Genomic DNA, 16,438 nt, shown 5'->3' on the forward strand with positions numbered 1-16,438 from the left:
ATATATGAAATATTTTTTGAAACCGATAGTTAGTGTGCCGAGGGCACGAAAAGTTTTAATCCAGTTTAGGATCCAGGGCATCCCGCAGTCCGTCGCCAAGGAAGTTGAAGGACAGGACAAGCCCAATGATGGCTAGACCCGGATAAATGGCCAAGTAGGAATGCGTCTCAAGATACGTGCTTCCGATCTTCAGGATATTCCCCCATTCCGGGATGTGCGGCTCAACGCCGAGACCCAGATAACTCAAGCTGCTCGTCGAGATGACGGCTGCACCAATGGTTAGCGTAGATTTGACAATCATGGGTGCAAGCGAGTTAGGAACGATATGCTTGAATATAATCGAAAAATTGCTGGAGCCGAAAGCTCTGGCCGCATCGACATATTCAAAGGTGGAGACCAGGAGCACGTTCGCCCTCATGGTTCTCGCATAAGTCGGAATTGCGCCTACGCTGAGCGCCAGGATGAGGTTGACGGTGTTGGCTCCGAATGCAGCAATGATCGCAATGGCGAGCAGGATGCCCGGAATGGCGTACAGCACGTCCAGCAAACGCATGATGATGTTATCGGTATGGCGGCCATAGTAGCCGGAGATGGCACCGAGAACACCGCCGATGACAACCGGGATCGCTGTAGAGGCAAATCCGACGATCAGCGAGATTCGGGCACCGAATACGATTCGGGAGAACAAATCCCGGCCGAAGTTGTCCGTACCGAATGGGTACACAAGGCTTGGCGGCTGCAGGATGGCACTGTAATTGTTATCGATCGCGATGCTGTAATCAAAGGTAAACAGACTGCTTACCGACAGACAGAATAGGAAGATCACAAAGAACAGTCCGGACATGGCCGCCTGGTTGGCAGTAAGCTTCACCCACACGTCGCCCCAGCGGGTCATCGCCGGATTGCCGTTCTTGCGTATTTTCGCAAGCAGGTTGATGCCGAGCACCAAGGCAAAAATATTACCCGTCACCGCAGTCAGAATGAGCGGAAAGGCAAGCCAGGCCATCCGGGGAGGTGCAGAATTCGTTGTAACATATCGGGCAACGAGTATAAGCGCGATCAGCTGAATGACTGCAATAATCAGAAGCAAGGCCATCGCTGGCAGGAATGTATTCGAGACGTAAGGCTTGAACAGATTCAGTGCCGAGACCGCAATGACAAACAGCTGGGTTAACAGCATGTAGACGGCAATTGTATATTCAGGAGGCTTCTGTTTTTTTATCAGATTGAAACCGAACGTGACGGTAAACAGATTTCCTGTGACAATGCTCAGCAGCTGAATGTATCCCATGATCCTTGTCGAGCGCCGGATTTCTCCCTGGCTATGAAGATCTCTGCGGATCAACAGCGTAATGATGATCTGAATGATGGTGAACAATGCATATGCCGCAAAGGCGGCGAACACCCACGGTTTGATGGTTCCCCCAGTGAAATCAAAGCTGTTCAGAAGCAGGATCACCGTTAAGGTCAAAGAAATAACCCATGTGAAGCTGGCTTGACTGTACTCGTGTGAGGATTTCAGCTGGTGTTTGGTTTCTTGTTTAGAAAGAAGCTTCTTGATCATGAGTACACCTGCTTTAGTATTGTTTCATCTTGGACCTGATCCGTGGATCGAAGAACGCGTACAAGATATCAATGATGACGTTCACCAGCGATATGGTAATGGCGGTGTAAACGACGCCGCCCATAATGGCCGGGATGTCAGGGATGAATTGTTTATCGACGATGTAGCTGCCGATTCCGCTGATGTTGAATACCTTCTCCGTAACGGCAGAGCCGCCGAGCATTCCGCCGAACTGAAGTCCGATGACCGTAATGATCGGAATGATGGCGTTGCGGACAGCATGCTTCATCAGAATGGTGCCCTTGCTGAGCCCCTTCGCTCTGGCCGTGATCATGTAATCTTCATTTATAACCTCCAGCGTAGAGGAGCGCGTCATTCTCGCTACCGAAGCGGTAAGTCCGGTACCGAGCACGATCACCGGCATGATCATGGACAACCAGTTCTCAGGGTTAAAGGTGGCGGGGAGCCACTGCAGCTTGATCGAGAAATTCAGGATGAAGATCAGTCCCTGCCAGAAGTTTGGAATGGACAGCCCGATCAGCGCGATAAACATAAACGTATAATCAAAAAACGAATTCGGTCTCGTAGCCGAGATAATCCCGATCGGCAATGCGATCACAATCGCGATAATCAGGGAAATGACAGTAAGCGTCAGCGTAATCGGGAACTTTCTGGCGATGCTTGAAGTAATCTCTTCATTGCCCGAGAAGGATTTGCCGAGATCGAAGTAGGCGATTCCTTTAATGTTGTTCCACAGCTGGGTGAGATAGCCCTGATCCAGTCCGTGCATTTTGTTAAAAGCCGCGATCTGTTCCGGCGTTGCCGTCTCGCCCAGAATGTTGGCCGCCGGGTTGAACGGCGACAAGTGGAGAATCGTAAAGACGAGCACCGCTACCCCGAAGATAACGAAGATCGTCATCACGAGTCTCTCCAGAATATATTTCAGGTAAGGATTGCTGTACAAAAAAATAAGGATGTACATCAGCAAGCCCGGAATAAGTGATATAATGAAGAACAACGGATTCTCGATGAGAGAACCAAACGTATCGGCCATGGTCAACCGTTTCCGGTTGCTCAGTTTCAGTTCCTTGACAGTCCGTTCCTTAAGGACTTCCCGGAATCTTGCTTCTACGATTTTGTCGACTTCCTGCCGAAGCTGCCCCTCATTGACTTTTTGCTTGAAGAAGTCGTGCTTGCGCTTCTGCTGCTCCATAATCTCGGAGCGAAGGGCCTCCAGATCTCCGGCAGCCAGCATCTCGCTGCGTATGCGGTTCTCAGCCGCCGCGTAGTCGTCCTTCTTTCTCTGAACCAAATAAAATAGGAAGACCACGAGATTCACGGGCGCTCCCAATAATAATAGTAAGTATCTATAAGAAGGATTCAGAAGGATCTTACTGTATGTGCTGCTTATCGAACCTATGAGTCTGTTTGGTCTTGCTGCTTCTGTCCCCCCCATAAGCTGCCTTTCCTCCTTGTTTCAAATTGCATTATTCCGAGTGATATAGTATATTTTATTTTAGCCTATTTTAAAAGTCAATAGATTATAAGAGTTGTAGATGATATTACTTTAATGACATAAACGCATAATGGCAGGTGAGCAGAGTTGGAACCGATATTGCAGGTTAGAAATTTGAGTGTAGCCTTTCAATCCCGTGATTCAGAATTTCACGCGGTGCGTGGGGTCAGCTTTGAAGTGAAGAAAGGGGAAACGCTCGGAATCGTTGGGGAATCGGGAAGCGGCAAAAGCGTCACCGCACGCTCGATCATGCGGCTGCTGCCTTCCCCGCCTTCTTATATGAAGGATGGGGAGATTCTGTTCCTTGGCCAGAACCTGGCGGAGAAAACCGAGAAAGAGATGGAGAGCATCCGCGGTCGCGATATCGGGATGATTTTTCAGGATCCGATGACCTCGCTTAATCCGACGATCCGAATCGGGGAACAAATATCAGAGAGCCTGGTCAAACACCAGAAGCTGTCCAAGCAGGAAGCGAAGCAGCAGGCGCTTGAGATGCTGAAGCTGGTCGGCATCCCGAACAGCGAAGCGCGTTATAATCAATATCCGCACGAGTTCTCGGGCGGCATGCGGCAGCGGGTGATGATCGCCATCGCCCTGGCGTGCAGACCTGCGCTGCTGATCGCGGACGAGCCGACGACGGCGCTTGACGTAACCATTCAGGCCCAGATCCTCAATCTGATGAAAAATATGCAGGAGCGCTTCGGTTCTTCCATTATATTGATCACGCATGACCTCGGCGTTGTTGCGGGCATGTGCGACCGTGTGGCGGTAATGAAGGACGGCGTGATTGTCGAGACGGGAACGACGGAGGAAATTTTCGAGAACCCTCAGCATCCCTACACCTTGAAGTTGTTAAACGCGCTTCCGCGCCTGGACGAGAAGAAGAAAGCGAAGCCCGCGCCGATCATTGTGCCAAGCACCGATTACAAGGGACCTCTGTTAGAGGTTAAATCCTTGAAGCAGTATTTTGATATGGGCAAAGGTAATGTGCTTAAAGCGGTGAATGATATCAGCTTTCACATTCAGGCTGGGGAAACGCTCGGGGTTGTCGGGGAATCCGGCAGCGGAAAATCGACGACGGGACGAGCCATCCTTCGCCTTCACCAGCCAACAGGCGGAGAAGTGCTGTATCAAGGAATGTCCGTAAATCGACTTTCTCCTTCGGAAATGAAGGCCATGCGGCGCCATATGCAGATGATTTTCCAGGATCCGTATGCCTCGCTCAACCCGAGATTGAAGGTGGTGGACATTATCGGCGAAGCGCTGGATGTCCACAAATTGACCAGCAGTAAGCAGGAGCGGAAGAAACGGGTCGAGGAGCTGCTGGATATGGTCGGATTGGATCCGGCCTATGCCACGCGCTACCCGCATGAATTCTCCGGAGGCCAGCGCCAGCGAATCGGGATTGCCCGGGCGCTTGCGGTGGAGCCGAAATTCATCGTGTGCGATGAGCCGCTCTCCGCGCTCGACGTGTCGATCCAATCGCAGATCGTGAAGCTGCTGGAGGAACTGCAGCATCGTCTAGGCTTGACCTATCTGTTTATTGCGCACGACCTGTCGATGGTGAAGCATATCAGTGACCGCGTTGCCGTTATGTATATGGGCAAAATCGTGGAGCTGGCTGAAAGCGAAGAGCTGTACTCCAATCCGCAGCATGATTATACGAAGTCCTTGCTCGCGGCGATTCCGGTACCCGATCCGAAGATCGAATCCAAGAAGAAACGGGTACTGCTGGAAGAGCGCACCGGTGAGGACAAATATAACCTCGAGCATTCGGAGCTTGTGGAAGTATCGGAAGGCCATTGGGTGGCTATGCCAACCGGAGCTTAATCGAACTATAACAGAACCTGTCCCGATTTTGGGGCAGGTTTTTATATGAGTAAATAAGAATAAACTTCAGATGCTTATTAGCATCCTCATCTCACAAGAAAAGCTTCCGCTTAAAGCGGACTGTCTCCTGAGAAGATGCGTAGATACACGTTGTTCTCTTCCAATGAGTCATGCCAAAAAATTCGCTCATAAATCGACGATTTGCATGGTACATAAAAAGGAATTGAGCCCTGCATGGCAAATATTTAATGCTAGGAAGCGTTCTCACGAGAAATGAGCCTACGGATTTCCAATTGTACGTACATTAGCAACATACCGATGAGGAGGAAGTGGAATGAATCGTTTGCAGCAAGGGGATGTCGTATTATTTCAAGGAGACAGCATTACGGATTGCGGTCGCGACCGGAACTTTTCCGGCAGCTTGGGGAACGGATACCCGCTATTGATTGACTCGTTGTTCGGCATGAAATTTCCTGAGTTAAACGTAACCTTTTTGAATAGAGGGATCAGCGGAAACCGAGTCGTCGACTTGAATGCTAGATGGCAGGAGGATTGCCTGGACCTGAAACCGGACTGGGTATCCATCTATATCGGAATCAATGACACTTGGCGCCGGTATGATAGCGGGGACCCGACAAGCACCGAGGATTACAAAGCCGGTTACCGTAAATTGATCGAACGCACCAAAGGGGCGCTTGACGCCAAGCTGATTCTGGTTGAGCCGTTCGTGCTGCCGCATCCGGAGGATCGCAAAGTTTGGCGCGAGGATCTGGATCCGAAAATCACGGCCGTTCGCGAATTAGCAGTGGAATACGGGGCGCTGCTTGTGCCGCTGGACGGATTGTTTGCTGCGGCGTCGGCGCGCCGCGAAGCTGCCTACTGGGCGCCGGACGGCGTGCATCCGTCACCGGCCGGACATGGGCTGATCGCGAAGGCTTGGCTTGAAACGATGGGCGTTCGTTTGGATTAATTCATTTGTCAGCGAAAAGCGGAATGCAAATGCTGCAGGATAAGCTTGGGTGAGCTGATCGATTAGGATGGGTAAAGAGCTCGGGGGGTGAATCACTGCCTTCCCGAGCTCTTTTTTTCTGATAGGATTTGCACGGGATATGAAATATGAGCGAGCCGCTACCGATACATATCAAATGGGGCTGGCGTTTGGAATGAAAGCGTCCCGAAGGCAGAACGAGAGTTAGAAATAACTTTCATTTTTTTTGCCATTGTGGTGTAATGCATTAAAGCGAGAAAATAAGGGTTGACGCCTCTAATTAAATCCTATAGGATTACTTGTATTAATTAGTATAGTCCTTTTAACGGAAAACAGGGGGAGAGAGAACATGAAAGGCAGTAAACACGTAAGGAAATTAACCGCGCTGGTGCTAGCGTTTATGATTGTCTTAACCGGCTGTGCTGAATCGGGCAGCGGCGGCGGTAGTGGAGCAGGCAATCTGGCGGACAAGGTCGAGAACCTGCCGGCAGGCATTGCCGAGAAGGATCCGGTGAAATTGATGGTCGTCCGGAAAATCGGGGGCGATGATCATACGGCGCAATTTTTGGCAGGCGCGAAGCAGGAAGGCGAGGCTCTCGGATTTAAGGTAGATACCTTCTCGGCGAACGGGGATTCCGCTAAATTCCACGATGCGATCGCCCAAGCCATTGACAGCGATTACGATGGATTTATCATTTCGCACGGAGATGATCCCGCATCCGTTCAAGACGTGAAGAAGATTACGGATAAAGGAATTCCTGTCGTTACCTTTGACTCCTTGCCGGAGATCGGCGACATTGCAGGGGTAACCCAGACGTCGCAGGATGATGAGCAGCTGGCGAAGCTGGCACTGGACAAGCTGGTCGAAGAGCAAGGGCCGGAAGCCAACATCGTCTACCTCTGGGTGGACGGATTCCCGCCGATGGTACGACGTAATGCCGTATACCAGGAAACGCTGAAGAACAATCCGGGCATCAAGGAAGTGGAGCGTTTCGGCGTGGCGAGCGACCAGACTTCGCTGGAAACGCAAAATGCGGTATCCGCCATCCTGACGAAGTATCCGAAGGGCGAAATCGATGCGATCTTCGCAACCTGGGATGCGTTCGCCATCGGCGCAGCCAGAGCGCTGGAGGAAGCGGGACGCACCGAGGTCAAGATTTACGGCATCGACGTATCCAACGCGGACCTGGAGCTGATCCAGAAGCCGGACAGCCCTTGGGTGGCCACCGCAGCCGTAGATCCGAAAACGATCGGCGCGATCAACGTCCGTTTGCTTGCTAAAAAGATTGCCGGCGAGGAAACGCCTGCCACGGTCAATCTGGAGCCTGTATTGATCGAGCGCTCCAGCCTTGAGGGTGCAGCCGAAGCAGTCAACATGGTCAACCTGGCGGATATTATCCCTAGCTGGGGGACGAGCACCGAATTCGAAGAGGACTGGATGAAGGCGTTGAAAGAAGCAAGCGGCAAATAAACAGCATTATTCATACAGGCGCTCTTGTCGGTCATCGATAAGGGCGCCCTATCCTATTTGAAGGGAAGAATACACTTGCGAAGCGTTATGGAGCCAACAACTGCCACATCGACCGACGTGTCGGATTCGGCACCCTTACTTCAAATGAAGCATATCTCAATCTCTTTTCCAGGCGTTAAGGCGTTAATCGATGTTGATTTTCAGGCGGTCGCAGGAACAGCACATGCATTAATTGGCGCGAATGGCGCAGGGAAATCTACATTAATGAAGATTCTATCGGGTGCTTACAACCATTATGAGGGCGAGATCTGGATCGATGGGAGCAAGGCAGACATCCGTTCCCCGAAGGAAGCGAAGGATCTGGGCATTCAGATCGTCTATCAAGAGGTGGATACGGCGCTCATTCCGAACCTGACGGTCGGAGAGAACATTATGCTCGACCGGACGGTTCACGATATGGGCAAGCGGCACCTGATCCGCTGGAAGGAGCTCCATCAGGAAGCTGAGTCGATTCTTGCACGGATGAACATCCGGGTTCCCGGCAAGAAGCTGATCTCGGAGCTGACGCTGGCGGAGAAGCAGATGGTGCTGATCGCAAGAGCCGTCTCCAAGCAGTGCCGGATTCTGGTTCTGGACGAGCCGACCGCGCCGCTCAGCCACAGCGAGACAGATCAGCTGTTCAAGCTGGTGCGCAAGCTGAAGCAGGAGGGGGTCGGCATTATTTTCATCTCGCACCGCCTGCAGGAGCTGTATGAAATCTGCGATGATATTACAATCATGCGGGATGGTCAGCTGGTGAAGAGTGACCGCATTGCGAATATCGACCAGCCCAAAGTGGTGGAGTACATGCTGGGCTCCAGGATGGAGCAGCAGTTTCCCCATAGCCAGCGAGAGATCGGCTCCGTCTGCTTCGAGGTGAAGAACATGTTCGACCCAGGCAAAATCAACAGTGTTGACCTGCACATACGCAAGGGAGAAATCGTCGGCTTGGCCGGGCTGGTCGGGGCCGGGAAAACGGAGCTGTGCCGGGCGATATTCGGAGCATCCGACACATCAACCGGCGAGATCACGCTGAACGGGAATAAGCTCCGCATCCGCTCGCCGCACGATGCCGTCTCGCATGGCATCGCGCTGGTCCCCGAGGAACGCCGACGCGAAGGCGTCTTCGTGGAAGAGCGGGTGTCCGTCAATTTAACGGCTGCGGTGCTGTCCCGTTTTTCCAGATGGGGATCCTGGCTTAACTTCAGCAAGGAAAAGCGGGCGGCGAGGGAGATTATCGAGTCGCTCGGAATTAAGACCCCGAACGAGCGGGCCCGAGTGAGAAACCTGTCCGGGGGCAACCAGCAGAAGGTGGCAATCGGCAAATGGCTGCTGGTCGACGCCGATGTGTATATTTTTGATGAGCCGACCAAAGGGGTTGACGTTGGCGCGAAGCGGGACATTTTTCATCTGGTGGCCGAGCTGGCCAAGCGGGGGAAGTGCGTGCTGTACGCCTCCAGCGAGCTGTCCGAAATTGTTGGCATCACGGATCGGGTGTATGTGATGTATGACGGCGGCATCACGAAGGAGCTGACGACGCAGTCATCCAACGAAGAGGAACTATTGCTTTACTGCACAGGAGGCGGATTAACATGAATACAGCAAGACCAATTAAGGAGAAGCCGGCGGCTAGTTTCGCTTTTGATTTTCTATATAAATACGGCACGTTGATCACGGTATTTGCACTTATTCTCGTATTTGGGACCGTTGCCGACAACTTTTTGAATACAAGCAACATTATTAACATACTCCGTTCGATCTCGATCGTGACGATTATTGCCGTGGGACTGACCGTATCGCTGGCTGTGGGCGGCTTTGACCTGTCTGTTGGCTCAACGGCTTCCTTGGCGAACGCTCTGGTTATTTCCATGTTCGTCTGGCACGGGCAAAATATCGGCATCGGCATCGGCCTCACGCTGCTGTTCTGTCTAGCCGTCGGGCTGATCAACGCGTTTCTGGTCATCAATTTCAAGATCGACGACATGCTGATGACCCTGGCGACGATGTTTATCTTCCAGGGCATTGCCTTGACATATACCCGCGGCGCTACCATTTCCCAGAATATGATCCTGCCGAGCGGAGATTTTGCCACGGGTAAAATTCCGGCGGTGTTTGAGAAGATCGGGCAGGTGCCATGGATCATTATCATCATGGTGCTCGTGGTCCTCGTGGTCCATCTGTTCCTGACCTATACCAAACACGGACGGTATATGTACATGATCGGAGGCAACCGAGAAGCGGCAGCATTATCCGGGATTCCGGTGAGCAAATACCGTTTGATTGCATACCTGGTCTCCGCATTGTTTGCCGCCATCGGCGGGATTATCCTCGGGGCTCGCGTCATGACGGCCGAGGTGGGCTCCGGCGGACCTTATCTGATGGATGCCGTCGCTGCGACCTTCATCGGATACTCCGTATTCGGAGCCGGCAAGCCGAACGCGCTCGGGACCTTTGTCGGCGCCGTGTTGATCGGCATATTGCAAAACGGTCTGATCATGCTGTCCGTGCCGTATTATGCGATGGATATCGTGAAGGGCTCGGTGCTGGCGTTGGCGCTTGCCTTAACTTACTATAAGAAGAGACATTGATGGCTAAGCGGCACGTATTTTGACCAACTTGTTCCATTCATCCTTATCAAGACCATCCCTCCAGTGATTCTGCCCTGGAGTGGGTGGTCTTTTTTCATGGCCGGCTGCATTCTTGGCAGGTTATCCATGATTTGGTTAGGTAGTTGACGGACTCAACTTGTATTGACTATCCTTGTAGAAGACTGATTTAATTGTACATACATTTGTCTCTTACAGAGAGAAAGGGGACTCATCATGAAAAAAACAACCTTCATACAACCGGATCCCAAGGCTTGGCTGGACATGTTTCACTTTGAAATTCCGATAAAGATAAGGTACTGCGAAACGGATATGCTTGGTCATGTCAATAACGTCAGCTATTTCATGTATTTTGAGCAGGGACGCATTGAGTATTTCGAGAACTTGGGATTGACCGAGGACCTGTTCAGCAAACAAAAGGTGTCGGTGGTTGCGGATCTGGAATGCCAGTATCTTGCTCAATTGTATCTGAAGGACCCGCTTAAGCTTCATGTCCGAGTGGCTGAGATCGGACGCTCCTCCATGGACGTCCAGTATGCGATCGTGGTGGACGGCACCTTAAAAGCGGCCGGTCGCGGAACCATTGTGCTCATCGATACCGCGACAGGCAAGAGCACGCCGATTCCGGATTCGGCACGCGAGCGGATTTCGACTTTTGAAGGATGGATGTAACGCAAAGTGAAAGATCACTTACTATCAGATGAGAAGGGAAGGGATTAGGGATGAACATCCGTTTTGCCGTTATCGGCACAAACTGGATTACCGAGCGGTTTCTCCAAGCTGCTCTGGAGACGGAAGAATTTATACTTGCTGCCGTATACTCCCGTACGGAAGAGAAGGGCAGGGTTTTCGCGGCGAAGTACGCGGATCCCAAAGTGTATACGGATCTTGTGACGATGCTGCAGGATGACGAGGTTGACGCAGTGTACATTGCGAGTCCGAATTCCTATCACGTAGATCAGGCGATATTATGCATGAACTACGGGAAGCATGTTCTGTGCGAGAAGCCGATGGCTTCTAACGCAGCCGAAGTGTCCGCCATGATAGAAGCAGCGAAGAATAACAACGTTCTGCTCATGGAAGCCCTGAAGTCGACGTTGATGCCGAATTTCAAGACCGTTAGGGACAACCTGTACAAGCTGGGTCCGATTCGGCGTTATTTTGCAAGCTATTGCCAATATTCTTCCCGTTACGATGCTTTCAAGCAGGGGACGGTGCTCAATGCGTTTAACCCCGAATATTCCAACGGCTCTCTTATGGATCTGGGGATTTATTGCCTGTATCCGATGGTCACCCTGTTCGGCAAACCGGACTCCGTCAAAGCTTCCGGCTATATGCTATCTTCCGGGGTTGATGGCGAGGGCAGCCTGCTGTTGTCCTATCCCGAGATGGATGCCGTGATCATGCACTCCAAGATCAGCGATTCCTATGCCCCTGCCGAAATCCAGGGCGAGAACGGCACGATGATTATCGACAAGATCAATCAGCCTTATGATGTGAAGATTCATTACAGAGACGGCACCATTGAGAACGTGACCCAGCTGCAGACCCATGAATCGATGTATTATGAAGCCCGGGAATTTATCGATTTAATCCAATGCGGCGAACGGGAAAGTGCAATCAATACCCATGCCAACTCCCTCATTACGGCCGAAATCATGCAGGAGGCCAGACGCCAGGTAGGACTGCGGTTTCCGGCCGATTCCCGGACCGATATATGATATTTGTCATACTCCCGAAATGACGTTTATGACTACGACGTGCGTGACATTCTATCTATAATTAGATTAGACAAGTGCGTGATGCATGTATAACGTCCTTGCGCCATTTCGAGGAGGAAGACAACTATGGCTAAACCCGATAACAAACTATCCAGCTTGAAAAAGAACGTTGCCCCTTATGAAGAAATTGACACAAAGGCGAGTATAGGTCAGCTTTTCAATACACTGGTTCCCTTGATATTGCTGTGGTATGCAGCCTATTTAAGTTTATCCGTATCATACTGGCTGACCATGCCCATAGCGATTATTGCATCGGGATTTGTTGTTCGGACGTTTATCATATTCCATGACTGTTGTCACGGATCTTTCTTTAAAAGCCGCCGGGCGAACAAAATTCTCGGTACGATTACAGGCGTTATTACATTGTGCCCTTACGAGCAATGGAAGAACACGCACGCGATTCATCACGCGACGAGCAGCAATCTCGATAAGCGGGGAATCGGCGATATGTGGGTATTGACCGTTGAAGAGTATGGAGCGGCTTCTTTTTGGCAGCGTTTATACTACCGGGTATACCGTAATCCGATCGTGATGTTCGGACTGGGTCCCATCGCCATATTTCTGGTATCCTACCGTTTTAACCGTAAAGGTGCGAGACGCAAGGAGAAAATCAGTAACTATATAACAAATATTTCGATTGTTGCACTGTATGCACTGCTGTGCTGGGCGATCGGATGGCAGGCCTTCCTGCTCGTTCAAGCTCCTATCTTCATGGTGTCGGGAATGCTTGGCATTTGGCTGTTCTATGTACAGCATCAATTCGAAGAAACGTACTACGAGCATGATGAAGAGTGGAGTTATATCAATGCAGCCGTAGAAGGCAGCTCTTATTACAAACTTCCGAAGGTTCTGCAATGGATCACGGGTAACATCGGCTTCCATCACGTTCACCATCTGAGCCCGAAGGTTCCTAATTACAACCTGGAGAAGGCGCATGAAGCTGCTCCTCCGCTGCAAAAGGCAACAACGATTACACTCAAAACCAGTTTGAAATCTATTCGTTTCCGTCTGTGGGATGAAGAGAAAAAGGTGTTTGTCACGTTTAAGGAAGCAAAGAAGTCGCTTCGAAAACCGAAGGAATCGGTATTGGCAAAAGCCGAGAAGAGCTTGGCGAGCAGCAGACCCAGAGTTCAGGGCGAGTAATTCCTTGCGGTTATGAGGTTATAATAGGAATAAATAAGAATAACGGGTGCGTTATACAGAAATGAGGACAAAGCTAGAACCGACAGAAGGTGGGACTCCATGCAGAAATGGTATCAGATATTTCATAAAAGTACGGGGCTGAGCCCTTATGTATGGGTCGTCTTCTATATCCTTCCGTTCTATTTCATCTTCCGGTCGACTTCTACCTATCAGGTCGTATTCGGTACTCTGATGATCCTGATGTTCTTTGCTTTCTACGTGCTTTCATTTCTGGCCAAAGGCTGGCTCGTCTACTTCTGGACGAGTCTGCAAATTCTGATATCGATTACGATGTCATTGGTATTCGGGTATATCTATTTCTCGTTGTTCCTCGCATTTTTTATCGGGAACATCAAGAATAAGGCCGGGTTTATCACGCTGTATTCGATCCATCTGGTCACGACCATCATTACGGTCAATTATGGATTGTTAACGCGGAATCCGTTCTTTATCACACAGCTGCCATTTGTGCTTGTCAGCGTAGTCGGGGTGATTCTGCTGCCCGTGACGAACTATAACCGGAATAAGAATGATCAGCTGCAGGGTCAGCTGGAGGATGCCAACAAACGGATTTCGGAACTGGTGAAGCTGGAGGAACGTCAGCGGATTGCCCGCGATTTGCATGATACGCTCGGACAGAAGCTGTCTCTCATTGGTCTAAAAAGCGATTTGGCCGGTAAATTGATGACGCAGGATACGGAGAGAGCCCAGGCCGAGATCAACGATGTACGCCAGACGGCCAGAACGGCGCTCAAGGAAGTGCGCGAGATGGTGACACGGATGCGGGGGACCCGGCTTACGGATGAAATTTTCCGCATTCAGCAAATTCTAAAGGCTGCCCAGATTGAATTAACCTTTGAGGGAACGCTGGAGCCGGAAAATCTGTCGTTAATGAATGAAAATGTGATCAGCATGTGCCTGAAAGAGGCCGTGAATAACATAGTGAAACATAGCAATGCCACGGCTTGCTCCATTGTGATCGAATCCACGGAAACGGATCTGATTGCGAGGGTGAAGGACAATGGAACAGGGTTCGTGACCGATGCGAGAAACCGCGGCAATGGACTGCGGGGAATGAGAGAACGGCTTGAATTCGTAAACGGAAGCATGGAGTTCACTTCCGGCGAGGGGACTACGCTGGTCCTACGTGTACCTAATGTGCTCAGAATGCCGGATAAGGAGGCGGGAATATGATCCGAATTGTCATAGCCGAAGATCAGCGATTGCTGCTTGGAGCCCTGGCCTCACTGCTTGATCTGGAAGAAGATATGCAGGTGGTCGGGACGGCAGGTAATGGGAAGGATGCCGTACAGCTTGTCAAACTTCATAAACCGGATATCTGCATCATGGATATTGAGATGCCAATGATGAACGGACTTGAAGCGGCTGAAGAACTAAAGGGCTCTGGCTGCAAGGTGATGATCTTGACAACCTTCGCCCGGCCGGGGTATTTTGAGCGTGCCGTGAAGGCCGGCGCCAACGCCTACCTCCTGAAGGACAGCCCGAGTGAGGAACTGGCGGCATCCATTCGGAGCATTATGGCCGGCAGACGAATATACGCCTCCGAGCTGGTGGATGAAGCGTATTCCGGCGAAGAGAATCCGCTGACGGAGCGGGAAAAGGAAGTGCTGGGCCTGATTGCGGACGGCAAGAACACGAAGGAAATTGCCAATCAGCTGTTTATTACAACGGGCACCGTCCGGAATTATATTTCCGTTATTCTTGATAAGCTTGGCGTCAGTAACCGGATCGAAGCGATTACGCGTTTTAAAGAAAAAGGTTGGTTTAAATAATCATCCGAAAATAGCCGGAAGCCCCGTGGTTGCAGCCGCCAGGCTTCTTTTTTGTGTGGGTAAAGAGAAAGGGGATCGGCCACAAGGCCGTTTTTTTTCGCGATATATGTATTTTTTTACCTGGTATAGTATTCATTATTATGCATAAATATTCATTCCTATTCGTGAGGTAGAGTATTTGGATATAATTTATATTTTTTGGAAAGCATAAAATCACTAATAAAATTAAGTCTGTCCATTATGGAATGAATATAGCATTTATTGGGTTATCAAGCAAGAATACTGCTGTTACTTTGTAAATGTATGCATTCTTATGTATAATAGAAATGATTGCCAGAAGTCAAATTTGAGGAGGAGGAGGTCTTCTATGGACCATATGATGTTTGAGGTTGGAACTGCTCTGATTCTGGTTGCTATAGCCTCCGTAATTGCTGGAAAGCTCAAGTTCTCGATCATACCGTTCTTGATTGTGCTCGGGATGCTTGTCGGTCCGCATGCACCAACGATAGGGATTCTTGACTTTAAGTTCATCGAGAGCCAGGGGATCATCGATTTTCTGGGACAGATCGGTATTCTATTTCTGCTCTTTTACCTTGGTCTTGAATTTTCCGTTCAAAAATTGATCAAATCCGGAAAAAACATTGTGGTAGGCGGAACCGTATATGTAATATTGAACTTCGTACTGGGTGTGGCTTACGGTTTCGTGATCAATATGCCTCTGTACGAGACGCTGATCATTGCAGGGATGCTGTCGGTTTCCTCCAGCGCCATTGTCGCTAAGGTTCTTGTGGATCTGCGGCGCACAGGGAATGCGGAGACGGAACTCATTCTCGGCATGATTTTGTTCGATGATATTTTTCTTGCCGTGTTCTTATCGATTATGTCGGGACTATTATTAGGCGGGGCTACATCGATAGGGGCAACCATCATCTCGGTTTGCATTTCCATAGGTTACATGCTGTTGTTCTTTGTTATTGCGAGAAAAGGCCCGCCTATACTTAACAAATTGCTGAATATTACGTCCAGCGAGATTTTCATTATCGTAGTATTCTCGTCGATGTTCTTTATTGCCGGGTTTTCGGAGACACTGCACGTAGCCGAAGCGATCGGCGCGCTGTTGTTCGGACTGGCTTTATCGGAGACGGATCATAGCGAACGGATCGAGCAGCTGGTCATTCCATTCCGTGATTTTTTTGGAGCCATCTTCTTCTTCAGCTTCGGTCTCGGCATCGACCCGACCACGCTTGGGAATGCGCTATGGCTTGCTCTTGGCGCCGTGGTATTGACCATTATCGGCAACCTGGTCGCAGGCATGATAGCGGGCCGGAAGGCCGGATTATCGCATAAATCGTCGCTTAACATCGGATTGACCATTATGGCTCGCGGGGAATTCACGATCATCGTTGCGAATCTGGGACTAGCCGGCGGACTGTCGGCTATGCTGAAACCATTCTCGGCCCTCTATGTTCTGATTCTTGCGATTCTTGGTCCTCTTCTAGCCAAGGAGTCAAAACGTATCTACCGCGGAGCGAATAAAATATTCAAATGGAGCGAGCCTGTGGAGAAAGTAAAAAAAAGGAAGGCGTAAAGCTGCTGGGCTGATTTACTTTCTTCCAACTAATCTATATAATCTAGAGATTGAATTAACCCCAGAACGGAGGATTTTCA

13 protein-coding genes are annotated in these 16,438 nt (G+C 50.3%); 11 read left to right on the top strand and 2 right to left on the bottom strand.

The genetic code is table 11. The annotated features are described in order from the left end of the window. Positions 1 to 55: 55 nt before the first annotated feature. Together MKX98_RS06875 and MKX98_RS06880 are read right to left on the bottom strand one after the other, a co-directional pair. On the bottom strand, positions 56 to 1,564 hold the full coding sequence (locus MKX98_RS06875) for an ABC transporter permease (protein ID WP_339222242.1): 1,509 nt from the start codon (positions 1,562 to 1,564) through the stop codon (positions 56 to 58). A gap of 13 nt (positions 1,565 to 1,577) precedes the next feature. Then, positions 1,578 to 3,020 (bottom strand): ABC transporter permease, encoded by a 1,443-nt coding sequence (locus MKX98_RS06880; RefSeq protein WP_220686304.1) that lies wholly within the window; start codon positions 3,018 to 3,020, stop codon positions 1,578 to 1,580. Between the two features lie 147 nt (positions 3,021 to 3,167). Here MKX98_RS06880 and MKX98_RS06885 point away from each other — a divergent pair, with 147 nt between their 5' ends. The 11 genes from MKX98_RS06885 (at position 3,168) to MKX98_RS06935 (ending at position 16,358) form a co-directional block, all read left to right on the top strand. Then, the gene (locus tag MKX98_RS06885; protein WP_220686303.1) at positions 3,168 to 4,910 is read left to right on the top strand and encodes an ABC transporter ATP-binding protein; all 1,743 of its coding nucleotides are present in this window, start codon (positions 3,168 to 3,170) and stop codon (positions 4,908 to 4,910) included. Positions 4,911 to 5,244: 334 nt separating this feature from the next. After that, the gene (locus MKX98_RS06890) at positions 5,245 to 5,880 is read left to right on the top strand and encodes an SGNH/GDSL hydrolase family protein (RefSeq protein ID WP_339222245.1); all 636 of its coding nucleotides are present in this window, start codon (positions 5,245 to 5,247) and stop codon (positions 5,878 to 5,880) included. Between the two features lie 367 nt (positions 5,881 to 6,247). Beyond that, a complete protein-coding gene (locus MKX98_RS06895; protein WP_071221205.1) occupies positions 6,248 to 7,369 on the top strand; it encodes a sugar ABC transporter substrate-binding protein in 1,122 nt (373 codons plus the stop codon). An 87-nt stretch (positions 7,370 to 7,456) separates the two neighbouring features. After that, positions 7,457 to 9,004 carry a sugar ABC transporter ATP-binding protein gene (locus MKX98_RS06900; RefSeq protein WP_339222248.1) on the top strand — a complete coding sequence of 516 codons (1,548 nt, stop codon included), beginning with the start codon at positions 7,457 to 7,459 and terminating at the stop codon, positions 9,002 to 9,004. Then, the gene (locus tag MKX98_RS06905) at positions 9,001 to 9,996 is read left to right on the top strand and encodes an ABC transporter permease (protein ID WP_071221204.1); all 996 of its coding nucleotides are present in this window, start codon (positions 9,001 to 9,003) and stop codon (positions 9,994 to 9,996) included. Before MKX98_RS06900 ends, MKX98_RS06905 begins: the two co-directional genes overlap by 4 nt. Before the next feature lie 234 nt (positions 9,997 to 10,230). Continuing rightward, a complete protein-coding gene (locus tag MKX98_RS06910; protein WP_220686301.1) occupies positions 10,231 to 10,686 on the top strand; it encodes a thioesterase family protein in 456 nt (151 codons plus the stop codon). 50 nt (positions 10,687 to 10,736) lie between these two features. Further along, the gene (locus MKX98_RS06915; RefSeq protein WP_220686300.1) at positions 10,737 to 11,735 is read left to right on the top strand and encodes a Gfo/Idh/MocA family oxidoreductase; all 999 of its coding nucleotides are present in this window, start codon (positions 10,737 to 10,739) and stop codon (positions 11,733 to 11,735) included. Between the two features lie 126 nt (positions 11,736 to 11,861). Then, on the top strand, positions 11,862 to 12,938 hold the full coding sequence (locus MKX98_RS06920) for a fatty acid desaturase (RefSeq protein WP_220686299.1): 1,077 nt from the start codon (positions 11,862 to 11,864) through the stop codon (positions 12,936 to 12,938). A 99-nt stretch (positions 12,939 to 13,037) separates the two neighbouring features. Beyond that, positions 13,038 to 14,171, top strand: coding sequence for a sensor histidine kinase (locus MKX98_RS06925; RefSeq protein ID WP_194541288.1), 1,134 nt, complete (start codon positions 13,038 to 13,040; stop codon positions 14,169 to 14,171). Next, on the top strand, positions 14,168 to 14,770 hold the full coding sequence (locus MKX98_RS06930; protein ID WP_071221199.1) for a response regulator transcription factor: 603 nt from the start codon (positions 14,168 to 14,170) through the stop codon (positions 14,768 to 14,770). The genes MKX98_RS06925 and MKX98_RS06930 overlap by 4 nt, the downstream gene beginning before the upstream one ends. A 367-nt stretch (positions 14,771 to 15,137) precedes the next feature. Continuing rightward, the gene (locus tag MKX98_RS06935) at positions 15,138 to 16,358 is read left to right on the top strand and encodes a cation:proton antiporter (protein ID WP_220686298.1); all 1,221 of its coding nucleotides are present in this window, start codon (positions 15,138 to 15,140) and stop codon (positions 16,356 to 16,358) included. The last annotated feature ends 80 nt before the right edge of the window (positions 16,359 to 16,438 follow it).

The organism is Paenibacillus sp. FSL W7-1332, from assembly GCF_037969785.1.
Lineage (GTDB): Bacteria > Bacillota > Bacilli > Paenibacillales > Paenibacillaceae > Paenibacillus_AQ.